The 13,544-nt window shown below is 55.7% G+C and carries 10 protein-coding genes; 4 read left to right on the top strand and 6 right to left on the bottom strand.

The window, feature by feature from the left end; translation table 11 throughout:
• Positions 1–741: 741 nt before the first annotated feature.
• Both VEV40_RS14440 and mutM read right to left on the bottom strand, forming a co-directional pair.
• Positions 742–1,578: a response regulator gene (locus VEV40_RS14440; protein ID WP_324833297.1), complete on the bottom strand. Its 837-nt coding sequence runs from the start codon at positions 1,576–1,578 to the stop codon at positions 742–744.
• 774 nt (positions 1,579–2,352) lie between these two features.
• On the bottom strand, positions 2,353–3,168 hold the full coding sequence (gene mutM, locus VEV40_RS14435; protein ID WP_324833295.1) for a bifunctional DNA-formamidopyrimidine glycosylase/DNA-(apurinic or apyrimidinic site) lyase: 816 nt from the start codon (positions 3,166–3,168) through the stop codon (positions 2,353–2,355).
• Between the two features lie 100 nt (positions 3,169–3,268).
• Here mutM and VEV40_RS14430 point away from each other — a divergent pair, with 100 nt between their 5' ends.
• Positions 3,269–5,440 (top strand): beta-galactosidase, encoded by a 2,172-nt coding sequence (locus VEV40_RS14430; RefSeq protein WP_324833293.1) that lies wholly within the window; start codon positions 3,269–3,271, stop codon positions 5,438–5,440.
• A gap of 253 nt (positions 5,441–5,693) precedes the next feature.
• Here VEV40_RS14430 and VEV40_RS14425 read toward each other — a convergent pair whose 3' ends face one another.
• Complete coding sequence (locus VEV40_RS14425) at positions 5,694–6,164, bottom strand: hypothetical protein (RefSeq protein ID WP_324833291.1); 471 nt, start codon at positions 6,162–6,164, stop codon at positions 5,694–5,696.
• A 445-nt stretch (positions 6,165–6,609) separates the two neighbouring features.
• On the bottom strand, positions 6,610–6,822 hold the full coding sequence (locus tag VEV40_RS14420; protein WP_324833289.1) for a hypothetical protein: 213 nt from the start codon (positions 6,820–6,822) through the stop codon (positions 6,610–6,612).
• Positions 6,823–7,157: 335 nt separating this feature from the next.
• On the opposite strand from VEV40_RS14420, the gene VEV40_RS14415 reads away from it, so the two are divergent.
• The gene (locus VEV40_RS14415; protein ID WP_324833287.1) at positions 7,158–7,433 is read left to right on the top strand and encodes a hypothetical protein; all 276 of its coding nucleotides are present in this window, start codon (positions 7,158–7,160) and stop codon (positions 7,431–7,433) included.
• Between the two features lie 138 nt (positions 7,434–7,571).
• On the opposite strand, the gene VEV40_RS14410 is transcribed toward VEV40_RS14415, so the two are convergent.
• Positions 7,572–8,105: a DinB family protein gene (locus VEV40_RS14410; RefSeq protein ID WP_324833285.1), complete on the bottom strand. Its 534-nt coding sequence runs from the start codon at positions 8,103–8,105 to the stop codon at positions 7,572–7,574.
• Positions 8,106–8,264: 159 nt separating this feature from the next.
• Here VEV40_RS14410 and VEV40_RS14405 point away from each other — a divergent pair, with 159 nt between their 5' ends.
• On the top strand, positions 8,265–9,464 hold the full coding sequence (locus VEV40_RS14405; protein ID WP_324833284.1) for a hypothetical protein: 1,200 nt from the start codon (positions 8,265–8,267) through the stop codon (positions 9,462–9,464).
• A 265-nt stretch (positions 9,465–9,729) separates the two neighbouring features.
• Positions 9,730–11,046: an adenylosuccinate synthase gene (locus VEV40_RS14400; RefSeq protein ID WP_324833283.1), complete on the top strand. Its 1,317-nt coding sequence runs from the start codon at positions 9,730–9,732 to the stop codon at positions 11,044–11,046.
• A 7-nt stretch (positions 11,047–11,053) separates the two neighbouring features.
• On the opposite strand, the gene VEV40_RS14395 is transcribed toward VEV40_RS14400, so the two are convergent.
• Complete coding sequence (locus tag VEV40_RS14395; protein ID WP_324833282.1) at positions 11,054–13,477, bottom strand: ABC transporter permease; 2,424 nt, start codon at positions 13,475–13,477, stop codon at positions 11,054–11,056.
• Between the last annotated feature and the right edge of the window lie 67 nt (positions 13,478–13,544).

The raw sequence follows: 13,544 nt of genomic DNA, 5'->3' as shown, positions 1-13,544 counted from the left end.
CGTTGGGGGGCAATGAAAAAGGCCGCTTCTGATTGCGGGCCTGAGTTTGTCTGATAAATGAATTTACTTACGCTTTCGACTTCTTTGAGATCCTCGTGGCTTAAGGATCAGATGGGTCCTATCGGTCCTCTATGCAGGTGTCGAAAACGATCAGTTACCTTCTGAGCTTCAAAGAGTGCCAAATCGCTGATGCACTCGCCTGTTCACATAAATAGACCCAGGATTAACAACATCCACATGTCGGCAACCGGTCCTTGTTCAACGCGTGGGCTTCAGCATTAACTTTTTATCGGAACAAATTGTCTACTCATACAGACTGAAACCGACTCGGAAGATGGGGTAGACCTGTTAAGTCTTTCAATGATGCTTTAGAGGTGCTTCCGATGAAGCGCAAGAAGTTTTCTTGTTTTGTCTCGCTGGAGTCTCTTTACCGCGATCTACGGTACGCCTGTCGCCAGATCGGCAAAGCGCCGGTTTTCCTTAGATACCAGTACGCGGCACTGGAACCAGCCAGAAACAAGCCAATGTAAATTGTCATTGCTGCTGGATCGCGCAGCAGGTCGGGTAAGCTCACACCGACAGTGCATTCCTTGCAGGCGGTCTGCCCGATGATGCGGTTAAAAAATACCACAAGGCATAGGAAGCTCCCGATGAACGTTACCAGGAGGCCTGTGAATGCACTCTTGATCCAGATCATTGAAAACACCCGGATTTCCCTCGCCTGCCGGAGTGAAAGAATCTTTATGCTTCGAGGGCTTCCATCTCCTCGTCCAGCCCGTGGCGGCGCAGAAGGTTGGGCAGATTCTGCGAGAAGGCGGAGCGCGGCATCACCATGTCGCATCCGGCTTCGAGCGCTTTCACCTTCAGATCGCCTTGCAGATGTGAAAGGAAGCCGATGATCGAGGTTCCCTTCTTGAATTTCGTCTTGAGCTTCGGAATCAGCGTCAGCGGCTTGGCGTTCGCATTGTTTAGATCGAAGACGATCAGCGAAGGCCTGGACTCTTCCGGCACGTCCGCAAGTCTGGAGACGATGTCCTTGTCCGCCTTTACAAAGCCGACCTTTATGCCAAGCTTGCGCGCTGTTTCCTGGATCTTGGCCAGGAAGAACAGATCGTCAATAAAGCAGAAGATTCGCGTCGGCGCGTCCTCGCGCACAGGCGCTGGTGGCGCTTCCACCACAGCCTCAGGATTAAATCCATTCGGATGTGCATTGCCGTTCCGGTACTCAATCGTCGAAGGAGGCCCGTCCGCCACGTTGCCATTCGCCGCGCGATAGCTGTGGTCCATAGGCCCAACAAAAACCTGCTGCCGCCGCTGCTTGTTCTTGCGACGGCCTCCGCCCTGCCCGTTGCCGTTTTTGTGGAACTGCCGGTTCTGGTTGGGGAATTTCTGTTTTTGTCCCTGTGGCTGGTTTTGCTGGCTCGCCTGGCCATTCATCTGAGGAGAATTCGGCTGGCCTTTTCCGCCCTTGCGTCTGCGCCGCCTGCGGCGGTGCCCCTGGGGTTGTCCTTGAGACTGGCCCTGCGGCGCTTGCCCCTGAGGCGGCTGCGCCTGGGGCTGGTTCTGCTCTGTTGTCATGCTTGCACTTCCTGGTGCGTTGACTTGATTACAGCGGAGATTCCGGCCGAAAGCCGCTGCTGCTTTCTACTGATCGGGTTGCCGGGAAATTGGTTGATTCATACCCCTGCACAGGCTTCGGCTAACGAGGTTGTCGAGGGAGGAACCAGGTCCTGACCTGTCACTGTGTCACGGAGTCCAATAATATGAACTTTCAACTCGCTACTGTCTTATCTTTCGGGTGTTTCACCTTACGCTATTGCTCCGCAATACGAAGGCAAACCTGCATCAGGTGATACGCGCCAGTTGAATTCTTGACTGTCGAGAAATGCGGCGAACTTTCCGAATTTTCACTCCGGCATCAGCCGCTCGATAGGCAAAGACAATACTACTCGTTATTGACGAGTCTGGCAAGTAGTTAGATGCAGGAATTTAAGGCCGCGGCCTAAACGGAATGGGCCGCCCATGTTGGGCGGCCCGTTCTGCCTTTCAAAGGCCAATCACTGGCCTCCCTGAAAAGCCCGTCCGCCAAGAGGCATCTGGGCATTGACCTCGGCTGGGTGGGGCCTCAATCTAGCTCCATCTCTCTGAGGCCGAGGTCTGTCCTTGCCATGCTTCCGGTTCAAATCGCGGAAACATGTACGTCGCTGGCACTTCATCAATATGCAATTCTTGTGCCGCATGTTCCGCTGTTTATAATCAATAACTTAGCCCCAGAAGTTCTTCAGATTATGGAAACTCGAGCCTGCCCGTCTTCACAAATTCATACATTTTTAGGCTGCGAGGCCTTGAGACTTACTTCTGGCACATGGGACAGAAGTGCGTTCCCCGCCCTGCTAATACGATTCTCCGGATCGAAGTTCCGCAAACCAGGCATGGCTGGCCTCCGCGCATGTAGACCCGGTGCTCAAGCTGAAAGTAGCCCTTGACTCCGTCGGCATCTACATAATCGGACACAGATGAGCCGCCCATGGCAATGGCGTGTTGCATAACCTCCTGCAGGGCTGAACGCAACCGCGCAAGCTGCTCCCGTGTCAGCCGGCCAGCCATGCGCGTTGGCCGGATTCCGACCCGAAACAGGCTCTCATCGGCATAGATATTGCCTACGCCATGCAACAGCTTCTGGTTCAGCAGGGCGGCCTTGATGGTCGTCTTCCGCCCCCGGAATAAAGATGTAAATTGTTCAATCGAAATAGTTAATGGCTCATGGCCTGGCCCCTGAAAGCCGCTGGAATTCACGCGCTTCTGCAGCGCCAAGCGCCCGAAGCGCCGCGGATCGACAAACCGCAGCTCGCGTCCTGTGGTTAATTTCAAAATTGCGTGGGTATGCAGCGGAACAGACGCTGAAGCTGCGGAAACCAGCAATCGCCCGGTCATGCCGAGGTGAACAATCCACTGCGGCGCATCGTTTCCGTCGAGATCGAAAACAATATGTTTTCCGATACGGTAAACCCGCTCGATCCGCCGCCCGGTCAGGATCTTCGCCATTTCTGACGGCCCGGTCTTGAACGGCTCTGGCTTTGACCCCAGCCACACTGACTCAATTCGTTCGCCCCGCACGCGCTGATTCACGCCATTGGCGACCGTCTCAACTTCAGGAAGTTCCGGCATAGATTTTCCCGACTTAATTCTCGCAGAAGAGCCGTCTTAGGCGGAACGGACGCGATTCGTGATAGATAATCGGGAACAGTATCCCTGAGGACAAACCCAAATGCCTAGCCGATTGAAGAACATCGCTGTCTTCGCTGTTGCCATTCTCGTTAGTTGTACCGCTCTTGCCCAGTCCACGAGCAAATCAACAGATCAGCCTACGGACAAAGAGCAGCCTTACTCCCCGGCGCCGTGGGAAAACGTTCTCTACGGCGCGGCCTATTACAACGAATACATGCCTCCGGAACTTCCGGACCGCCTCGACAAAGACGTGGCGTTGATGAAGCAGGCAGGCATCACCGTTGTCCGCATGGGCGAGTCTACCTGGAGTCTCTGGGAACCCGAAGACGGCCACTTCGAATACGCATGGATGGATCGCGTCGTTGACGCCATGGGCAAAGCCGGAATCAAGGTCATTATGGGTACCCCCACATACTCCATCCCTACATGGATGTACCACGAGCACCCAGAAGTCCTCGCCCAGCCGCTCGGCGGCGCAAAGCCCTTCTACGGCATGCGCCAGAACATGGACACCGATAACCCCACTTATCGTTTCTACGCCGAACGCCTCATTCGCAATCTCGTCCAGCACTACAGGAACAATCCCAACGTTATCGGCTGGCAGATCGACAACGAAACCTCGTCCTATGGCGCTGCCAATAGCGACGTCTTCACCGGTTTCGTCAATCACCTCAAGCAGAAATTCGGAACGACCGACAACCTTAACAAAGCCTGGTTCCTGAATTACTGGGGCGAAGACGTCAACAGTTGGGAAGACATGCCCACCCGCGACAGCGCCACCAGCACCGGCTACAAGCTCGAGTGGTCCCGCTGGTCGCAGATGCGCGTCACCAACTTCCTCGACTGGCAGGCCCAGCTCGTCCGCGAGAACCGCGGATCGCACCAATTCGTTACCACTGACTTCGGCGGCCAGATGAAAGCCGACGTTAACGAATTCGAAATCGCCAAAGCCCTCGACATCCCCGCCATGAACAACTACCACGGCACGCAGGACCACATGGACGGCGAGTCTGAAGCCGAGGCCGGCGACTTCACCCGCTCGCTCAAGCACAGCAACTACCTCATCACTGAAACCAACGCGCAGACCACGGACTGGACCTCGGCCTTCCAGTATCCGCCCTATGACGGCCAGCTCCGCCTCGATGTCTACACCCATCTCTCCAGCGGCGCCAATATGGTCGAGTACTGGCACTGGGCCTCCATACACGCCGGCCAAGAGACGTACTGGAAAGGCGTCCTCTCGCATGACCTTGAACCCAACCGGGCCTATGCCGAGGTATCAAAGACTGCACACGAACTCCAGAAGATCGGTCCGCACCTCGTCGACCTCAAGATCAAAAACAATGTCGCCATTCTCTGGAGCGTCGATTCGGACAACGCCATCAGCTTCATGCCCTTCACCAGCAGCGGCCCGCAGTGGTCTTTCGCGCCGCAGAAAGCCGGGTACAGGAGCCTCGTCGATCAGATGCACCGCGCTCTCTACGACCTCAACGTGGGTACAGACTTCGTCTTCCCCGAGAACCCGGACTTCTCGCAGTACAAAGTCCTCATCGTTCCGGCGCTTTACATCTCCGACGATGCGCTGCTTCAGAAAATTTCTGATTTCGTAAAGAACGGTGGCCACGTGCTCATGACCTTCAAGAGCGGATTCGCAAATCAAGATTCCGCGGTTCGGTGGGTGCGCGCGCCGGGACCGCTGCGCCAGGCCGCAGGATTCAGCTATCAGGAATTCTCCAACCTCGAAAAGCCGCTCGCCCTCAAAGACGACCCGTATCACGTCGGCGCGGACGCAAACAAGGTCAGTTACTGGGCCGAGTTCCTGATGCCCGAACACGCGAAAGCTCTCGCGTATTATGACCACCCGTTTTTCGGGAAATGGCCGGCCATTACCGAGAACAGCTATGGCTCCGGCACCCTGACCTACGAAGGAACTTACTTATCTGACGCCCTGCAGAAAGCCGTGGTCGAACAGGTCCTAAAAGAAGCCAACCTGACCGGCTCCGACCAACAACTCCCCGCGTCGGTCCATGTAAAGCATGGAGTCAACCAGATGGGAAAACCGCTGCACTACTATCTGAACTATTCGAGTGAGCCGCAGACTTTCATCTATCCCTATAAGGACGGCACCGACCTGCTGACCAACAATGCTGTAGCTACATCAGGAAAGATCACGCTGCAACCGTGGGATGTTGCGGTCCTCGAGGAGAAGTGACTGAAGACAGGTGACACCGAACTTATCCATGGATACCCTAGGTCTCGCCTGAGACCTAGAACATATGATGACCGGATGCCACCCAACTTAGTCCGGTATTAAGAATCGGGCAATCTTCATTTCATCACCTTCAGTTGTTACATGCTGCGAACGAGTCCCACGTCTCAAAAGCGAGACGTGGGCACCATGGTTTTCTGGAACAGTGAGATGTGGGCCATCCGTCGGTTGCTTTTTGTTGTTGCTAACTACCTTGTCATCGGCCCGTCGCATTTTGCTTTCCGGCCGTAACTTTTCCTGAAGCTGTATGTAGCGAAGCCAATGACCTGTCAGATTTATCCCTGTTACCTATCTCGTCTAACTGAAGCAAGGCGGCAGTTCTGCCAGTACCCGGCACATAGACCGACTGGAGGGTCTGCTGTCCATCGGAATTGCGAAAGATCAAATTTCCTTTTGATCCCGGCAAACTATTGTCTTCAGGACGTACTGTAAAGAATTTCTGGCCTCCTCCATTCACATTGCGAATGGACAAAGACCACTTTGATAGCAAGGTGAACTCGTATGTTCCAGCCGGATAGGTTTGGCTGCCGGCTGAGAAGGCAAATGGAGTTGTCACGATGATCGCCTGGGCTGCGGCGTTTGGTGTGCCCATGGCCAACACACCACTCACAGTAATGGCTGCTAGCACTAACCTGGCGAACATGGAAGTAATCTTTGCACGATTCATATGGTGCTCCCGAATACGCAGTGAATTGATGCCTGCGCAATAACTCGATTTCAGCACCGTGCCTAAGAGCGTGCGATAAAGATTGGTTAAGGTGAGTTAAGTTTTGTAAAGCCTCGCTAACTTAGAAACTCACTTAGTACGACACTTATAACTTATAGCTTTAAAGCGTCTGAGCAGACTGTGAGCGCAATGAAGAGCGGGTGGCCCACTCAAGCCTTGTGGCCTTGCAGACGGGCATTCTCAGATCTGCCGTCACAACTTACGCATACCCGAAAGCACTCATCGAACGAACGGAAGGATTGATGAAAAACCCGGATCACACCAACGAAAGTACCCCTCAGAGGCTAAAGCCCGACATATTTTCAGCCATTACGGCACGGCTGAAGCCGTGTCCTTACGAAACCGAGGTTTGTCGGCAGTTGCCCCATCGAACGAAGAGAATGCTTTACTGGGCCGTCGATGACTTGTCTGGCCGCCGGATGGAGGCAGCGTGCACCGTCGTAACTGTCGATCGGCCAACCATGGATTTCAGAATCAATTTCGCCCGCGATGGGACACAGACGCAGAACGATCCTTTCGCAGAGGCGCGATGCGAGGGGCGGGAACCGATGGCTACGATCACAATCAGGACGGCCACGAAGATTGCAAAACGTTGCATAGGTCGATCCTCTGGAGAACGATACGGAGGCTGGGTCATGGCAGTTCCTCAAAACTTCGAGAATAAGTAGAGGCACGCAGCGGGCCAAATGTGACGGGCCGCAACCCTCCCCAAACCAACAGATTCACCCAGCTTTAAAGAAATGAATTGTCCGTTTAAGGTCAGACGTGTTCAAAAGTGGACAGGCGAGGCCGGGACGCGTGCCCCCCTTACAAATTTTCTTTTGCCATCCGGAAGTCATCTCAGCTTTCTCAAAAACCCTCCGAGGAACGAGGAAACCTGATTCGCTGGCAACTTTGGCATCGCAAACGCTCATCTATCGCTCAGGAGCTAATATGCCGAAACCATTACTAACGATTGAGAACTGGGGTGTTGTCCAGGGCATCAGCTCTCACTCCTTCGGACACCTGCAGTCGGGCAATCGCCTGGTAGGGCATGTTTTCGGGCACGAGCGAGTCCCGCAAACAAGCGTAAGCTGCACTTCTACGATCATCAGCATCGATTTGAACCGAGGTGTTGTCGAGACCCTTCACACCACATATCGGCTCGGCCAAATGAACGACGAGTACAAGCTCTGGGAGTCCAGGCGAAGTGGGTCGGTTGCTGCCTAACCTCGCGAGACATCTATTGGTTTAGGTGTGGCAGTTTGCCCGCGCAAGGTACGCACAAGCCGTCACCGTATGTTCCCGTAAGCCATTATAAAAAGAATAACTTACAAAAAATGCCTAGGTGGGGTAGCCGCAAAATCCTTACTTCTCGCTGCTGGGCGGCACGAGCCCCTTCAACCTCATATAGAGGGCCAGAGTCGCGTACTGCTCTGTGTCATGCGTGACCGTCCCCCATGCAATCCCGATCCGCGAGTGTTTCGCCGACCCCAGCTGCACCATCTCGGTCACGTTGGAGTCGCTGAGTGTACCGAACGCCTTGTCGCATTCGGCAAACGACGCCTTTAATGCATCCACGATCGTTGCCTTGTCAGCAGTTTCCGGCGGAGCCGGCTTCGCTTCGCTCGTCCCGTTCAATGCCCCACAGGCACGAAACTGCGCTTCAGTTACATGATTCACCACCCGAGCAAATGTCCGAATATCGGGCGTCGGCTTGTAACTATAATTTTCCGCGGGCATGTTCTCAGCAGCTTTAGTGATGAATCCTTTCACCTGCGCGTACCTTCCCTGCGCCTCGGCAGCCAGAGGACTCGCAGTCGCAGCTGCCTGCCCGAACACAGCAACCGGACTCAGAAGACCGGCGAAACACGCCAATGCATAAACCGTCATTCTTCGCATCACCGTTACCTCGGACACAAGACTAACACCTCGAAAATTTCGCTACCGCAGAGACATTTTCAAATAAAGCGAGTTGATAGTAACCGTGGCGTAAGCCGCAAGCCTGCACGCATCGCTGGAGCAAAATGCGTGCAGGCAGATCGAACCCACGGAGCTCGTATGCAGAATCTTCTCAAAATTCGCAATCTTTTCCTGGCGCTGCTTTTGTGCGCTGTGCCTGCGGCATCGTTTGCCCAGGTATCCATCGGCATCGGCATATCGATCCATACAGCTCCTCCAGTGCTGCCCGTTTACGCGCAGCCTCCCTGCCCCGCTGACGGATACCTCTGGACTCCTGGCTACTGGGCCTATGGCCCCATGGGCTACTACTGGGTGCCTGGAGTTTGGGTGCGTCCGCCGCAGGTTGGGTATCTCTGGACTCCCGGCTACTGGGGCTTTGTTGGAGGCGTGTATGCATGGCATGCCGGTTATTGGGGGCCGCACGTTGGCTTTTACGGCGGTGTCAACTACGGCTTCGGTTATGGCGGCGTGGGCTTCGTCGGTGGAATGTGGCAGGGTGGAGCTTTTCACTACAACACGGCAGTGATGAATGTGAACACGACGATCGTTCACAACACCTATATCAACCGCACAGTGGTCAACAACGTGACGATTAACAATGTGAACCGGACCAGTTTTAACGGCCCAGGCGGTCTTGCAGCGCAACCTACCGCGCAGGAGCAGGCGGCGATACATGAAGCGCACTTCCAGGCGACGAGCGAGCAGCTTTCGCACCGGCAAACCGCCGGCCAGGACCGAAACCAGCTAGCATCTGTGAATCACGGGCGGCCTTCAACCATGGCCATGAATACCGTCAATGGCCGCCGCTATGATCAGCAGGGACGCATCGCCAATGGCGTTGCTTCCGGCCAGTTCACGGCTGGAGAGACGCGGAATCTCGAAGGCCGCGAGGCAAACCTGAATCACGAGGTCCGCACTGACCGGCAGGCCAATGGTGGCGCGCTCACGCAGCAGGAGCGCCAGCAGGTGAACCGGCAGCAGAACAATCTGAGCCGCTCCATCTACGACGACAAGCACAATGCCTCCGCGGCAGGCTACGGCAATAACCAGGTAGGAGCGCGGCGCGATGAGCAGCAGCAGCGTATTGGGCAGGGCATCCGCAATGGGCAGATGTCTCCCTCTGAAGCTGCACGAACCGAAAACCGTGAGGCAAACATCAATCACCAGGTAGGAGCCGACCGCAATGCCAATGGCGGAAAGCTTACGCAGCAGGAACATCAGCAGGTAAACCGCGAGCAGAATGGCGCCAGCCGCGAGATTTACAACGATAAACATAACGGCAAGACCGCGCCGCGATAATCTTCGACGCAGTCTGATCACCATCCGGCCTTCGCGCGATTGCGCGAGGGCCGATTCTTTTTGAGGAAGATCTGTATTTGTTCGGAGCATTCAGGACTGCAAGGGGCGGCGTTATATCATTGAATTGGGTTGATCATTCGCCCACTATCAGGCACATACCTTCGCACGTTTGTCTCTCGCTTCAGTTTTTCGGAACGTCTCCAGCATGGGGCAACGTGTGCAAAGCAGGCGTAAATTCTTTTGAGTCAGGTGCACGGAAATACAGATGAGAGCAAAAACAGCAGTCGTACTCGGCGCCCAGTGGGGCGATGAAGGCAAAGGCAAGATTGTAGACGTGCTCTCCGAGCGCTTCGCGGTGGTGGCGCGCTATGCCGGCGGACACAACGCCGGACACACAGTCATCATTGGCGGCAAGAAGTTCGTGCTCCAACTCATCCCTTGCGGCATCCTGCGACCAACAAGCAAGGCTGTCATCGGCAACGGTGTCGTGCTCGATCCGCTGGCATTCCTCAAGGAAGTCAGCAAGCTGCGCGACTTGGGAGTTAACGTCGATGGCCAGCTTTTTGTCTCCAACCGTGCCCAGGTCATCCTTGAATACCACCGCATGATCGAGCTCGCCGCCGAAAGCGCGCCCGGCCGCCAGAAAATCGGCACCACCAGCCGCGGCATCGGCCCGGCTTACGAAGACAAGATGGCCCGTAACGGCCTCCGCGTCATCGATCTGCTCAATACCAACCTGCTGAAGACGCACATCGAGAACGCCTGCCACGAGAAAAACACCATTGCCAACGCGCTCTTCGGCGCCAAGCCGCTCGACCCGGCAAAGATGTACGACGAATATGCCCATGCCGCCGAGCAGATTGCGCCTTTCGTCACCGACACAGCCTCGCTGCTCAATAAGGCCATCGACGAGGGTCACAGCATCATGTTTGAAGGCGCGCAGGGGACGATGCTTGACATCGACCACGGAACCTATCCGTTTGTGACATCATCCTCGGCCACGGCTGGCGGAGCCGTCACCGGAACCGGAGTCGGTCCGACAAGAATCGGCACAGTCATCGGTGTCACCAAGGCTTATGTCACCCGCGTCGGCGAAGGGCCGTTTCCGACCGAGATTTTCGATGAATCCGGTGAAATCCTCCGCGCTCGCGGGCAGGAATTTGGAGCCGTTACAGGACGCCCGCGCCGCTGCGGATGGCTGGATCTGCCGCTTCTGCGCTACTCGAACCAGATCAATGGAACGGAATGGCTCGTCGTCACCAAGCTTGATGTGCTCGATACGCTTGATGAAATCCCCGTCTGCACCGGCTACAAGGTCAACGGCAAGCTGATCGACACCATGCCCGCCGACGTGCGCGGTCTGGAATCGATTGAGTGCGTGTATACCAAGCTGAAAGGCTGGAAATCGTCCACCGAGGGCGTTACGGAATTCGGCAAGCTACCGAAGATCGCGCAGGATTATCTCCGCTTCCTCGAAAAGGAATCCGGCGCAAAGATCGGAATGATCTCAACCGGCCCTGACCGCGACCAGACCATGCTCATGCCGGAATTCGCTGCTGCACTGAACGAATTGCACGGTTAAGCGAAGATCACTCGGTTCGCAAAGCCTCGGTTGGTTCAACCGAGGCTGCCCGCCGGGCTGGCAGGCTCACAGCCAGAGCGGCAATTATCACCAAAGCTCCAATCGTGACAGAAACAGAAAGCGGATCAGCCGTGCTCGTCTTGAAAAGCAGCCCACTCAACAGCCGCGCGCCGGCGAATCCAACAGCAAGTCCGACCACGATGCCAGCCGCAACAAACATAGACGCCTGCTTCAGCACCAGACTGAGAATGTCCTCGCGTCGCGCTCCGACGGCCATGCGCACGCCAATCTCGCGCGTCCGCTGCTCAACGGAATAAGCCAGCACACCATAAATCCCGATAGCCGCCAACGCCACCGCTACGATCGCAAAAATCCCGAGCAGCACAGCCGTCATCTTCTGCCGAGCCAGTGAATCGGAAAGCACATCATCGACAGCCTGAACATTGTAGATAGCAAGGTTTGGATCTAACTTATGCACTGCATTTCGAACCTGCGGAACGATGCTCTCCGGCGACGCGCCCGTCCGTACAAGCAGCACCGCATGAAGACCATATCCAGGAAGATAGATTTCCGGCTGCGGCTCTGTCTCCACACCGAGATCGCGCGCATTTGCAACCACACCGATGACTGGAATGCTTGACGGCTGCGGACTCATCACGCCGATCAAAATATGAGCGCCAATCGGATCCCTTCCCGCCAGATGCTTCTGCGCAAACGTCTGATTGACGACAAAGAACCCCGTCGGCGAATCCACATCTTTCTTGTCAAACACGCGCCCCTGCCGCAAGCCAACTCCCATAGTCCGAAAGAAGTCAGGACTGACATATCGGATCTGCGCATAAGGAAACGACCCCGGAGCCAGCGGCGGCGCGCCTTCAATCAAAAACCGCGTCATAAGCAGCGACGGATTCAGCGGCACCGCCGTAGTGCTTCCCGCAGATATCACACCCGGCATCTGCCGGATTTTGTCGAGCAACAACTCATAGAACTGCGTCGCCGCCGGACTGCTGTCTGAGTAGCGCGGCTCAGGCAGCGTCATTTCAAAACTCAGAAGATGATCGATGCGAAATCCCGGATCGACAGCAACCAGCTTCTGAAAACTCCGGACAACGAGCGTTCCCAGAAACAACACGATTACTGCAATGGCAATCTCTCCGGAAATCAACACGCCGCGGCTACGCTGATTTCCTCCAGCGCTGGCGCGGTCGCCAGGCCGAAAGGCCTCTGCCAGACTCGAAAACGTCTTTGTGACCGGCAGCAATCCGAAGACCATCGCCGTCAACACACATGAGCTTAAGGTAAGCAGCAGCACAGGAATATTCAGACCAATTGTTTGTACGAGAGCAAGATCGACACCTGCCGTGTGCGATAGCGCAAGGCGCAGCAGAGGCAAGGCGAGCCATGCCAGCGCCGTTCCCAGCCAACCTCCCATCAGGCAGAGAATCATTGTTTGTGTCAGGAACTGTGAAAAGAGCCGGGCACGATCTGCGCCCAGCGCCTGGCGAATGGCAACCTCGCGCTGGTTCGCAGTCGCACGCACCAGAATAAGGTTGGCGACATTCGCACACGCAATCAGCAGGACCAAAAGCACGGCACCCATCAGGCAAAGAATCGCGGGCCGCAGAGTTCCGATCAACTGCTCGCGCAGAGGCTTAAGTGCCACACCTTCCAGGCGGTTGGTCGCGGGATATGCGGCCGAGATGCGCGCTGCAATGGTCTGCATGTCCGTTTTTGCGTCGGCCAAACTGACTCCCCCCTTCAGTCGCCCCAGCACGTTCACTGAGTGCCATACGCGCGAGGCTTGTGTCGGCTGATCAAGAAGAGAAAGCGGCAACCAAACCTCACCCTCTGCGGGATACGTCGCGCCTGATGGCAGCACACCAATCACGGTGTAGCTTGTTCCATTCAGATCGATGCTGCGACCTACAACATTTGCTTCACCGCCGAAGTAGCGCCGCCATGCTGTCGTGCTCAACACAGCAACATGATCGCTCCCAGCTTTCTCATCTTGTTCGTTCAACAAACGCCCCAGCAGCGGGGAGACACCAAGCACAGAAAAGAAGTTTCCCGATGCAAGCACCCGATGCACCTGCTCGCTTTCGCCACCGGTTACCAGCGACACAGTACCCGGGTTAACGACTGAGTAAGCCGCAACCTGCTCAAAGCTCTTCTGTTGCCCGCGCCAGTCAAGATAATCGGGATATGTAGCTTCTGCGCCGCCCGGAACCTGCGGGTGCGTCTCGAGAATCGCTACAAGGCGGCCGGCATCGTGAAAGGGAAGCGTGCGGAGCAGCAGCCCATAAATGACGCTGAAGATAGCCGTATTCGCGCCCACTCCGAGGGCCAGCGTGAGAATCGCGGTCAAAGCAAATCCGGGAGATTTGAATAACTGGCGTAGCGCGTAACGAAGGTCCCGCAACATTGTGTGCATCTTTTCGCCTCTACAAATAGACACGGAGATTATCACCGCGCATCCACGGCATTTCCATAGTGATTCG

Origin of the sequence: Alloacidobacterium sp. (assembly GCF_035631355.1) — a bacterium.
Taxonomy (GTDB): domain Bacteria; phylum Acidobacteriota; class Terriglobia; order Terriglobales; family Acidobacteriaceae; genus Alloacidobacterium.
Note: the sequence above shows the minus strand (reverse complement) of the source record. Positions and strands in the feature narration are given on the sequence as shown.

What these genes read in the sequence shown, in the direction of transcription:
- VEV40_RS14405 (WP_324833284.1), top strand. Translation starts at nt 8,265, where the DNA reads ATGCAGAATCTTCTCAAAATTCGCAATCTTTTCCTGGCGCTGCTTTTG.
- VEV40_RS14395 (WP_324833282.1), bottom strand. Translation starts at nt 13,477, where the DNA reads ATGCACACAATGTTGCGGGACCTTCGTTACGCGCTACGCCAGTTATTC.
- VEV40_RS14400 (WP_324833283.1), top strand. Translation starts at nt 9,730, where the DNA reads ATGAGAGCAAAAACAGCAGTCGTACTCGGCGCCCAGTGGGGCGATGAA.
- VEV40_RS14430 (WP_324833293.1), top strand. Translation starts at nt 3,269, where the DNA reads ATGCCTAGCCGATTGAAGAACATCGCTGTCTTCGCTGTTGCCATTCTC.
- VEV40_RS14415 (WP_324833287.1), top strand. Translation starts at nt 7,158, where the DNA reads ATGCCGAAACCATTACTAACGATTGAGAACTGGGGTGTTGTCCAGGGC.
- VEV40_RS14440 (WP_324833297.1), bottom strand. Translation starts at nt 1,578, where the DNA reads ATGACAACAGAGCAGAACCAGCCCCAGGCGCAGCCGCCTCAGGGGCAA.
- VEV40_RS14410 (WP_324833285.1), bottom strand. Translation starts at nt 8,105, where the DNA reads ATGCGAAGAATGACGGTTTATGCATTGGCGTGTTTCGCCGGTCTTCTG.
- VEV40_RS14425 (WP_324833291.1), bottom strand. Translation starts at nt 6,164, where the DNA reads ATGAATCGTGCAAAGATTACTTCCATGTTCGCCAGGTTAGTGCTAGCA.
- VEV40_RS14420 (WP_324833289.1), bottom strand. Translation starts at nt 6,822, where the DNA reads ATGCAACGTTTTGCAATCTTCGTGGCCGTCCTGATTGTGATCGTAGCC.
- mutM (WP_324833295.1), bottom strand. Translation starts at nt 3,168, where the DNA reads ATGCCGGAACTTCCTGAAGTTGAGACGGTCGCCAATGGCGTGAATCAG.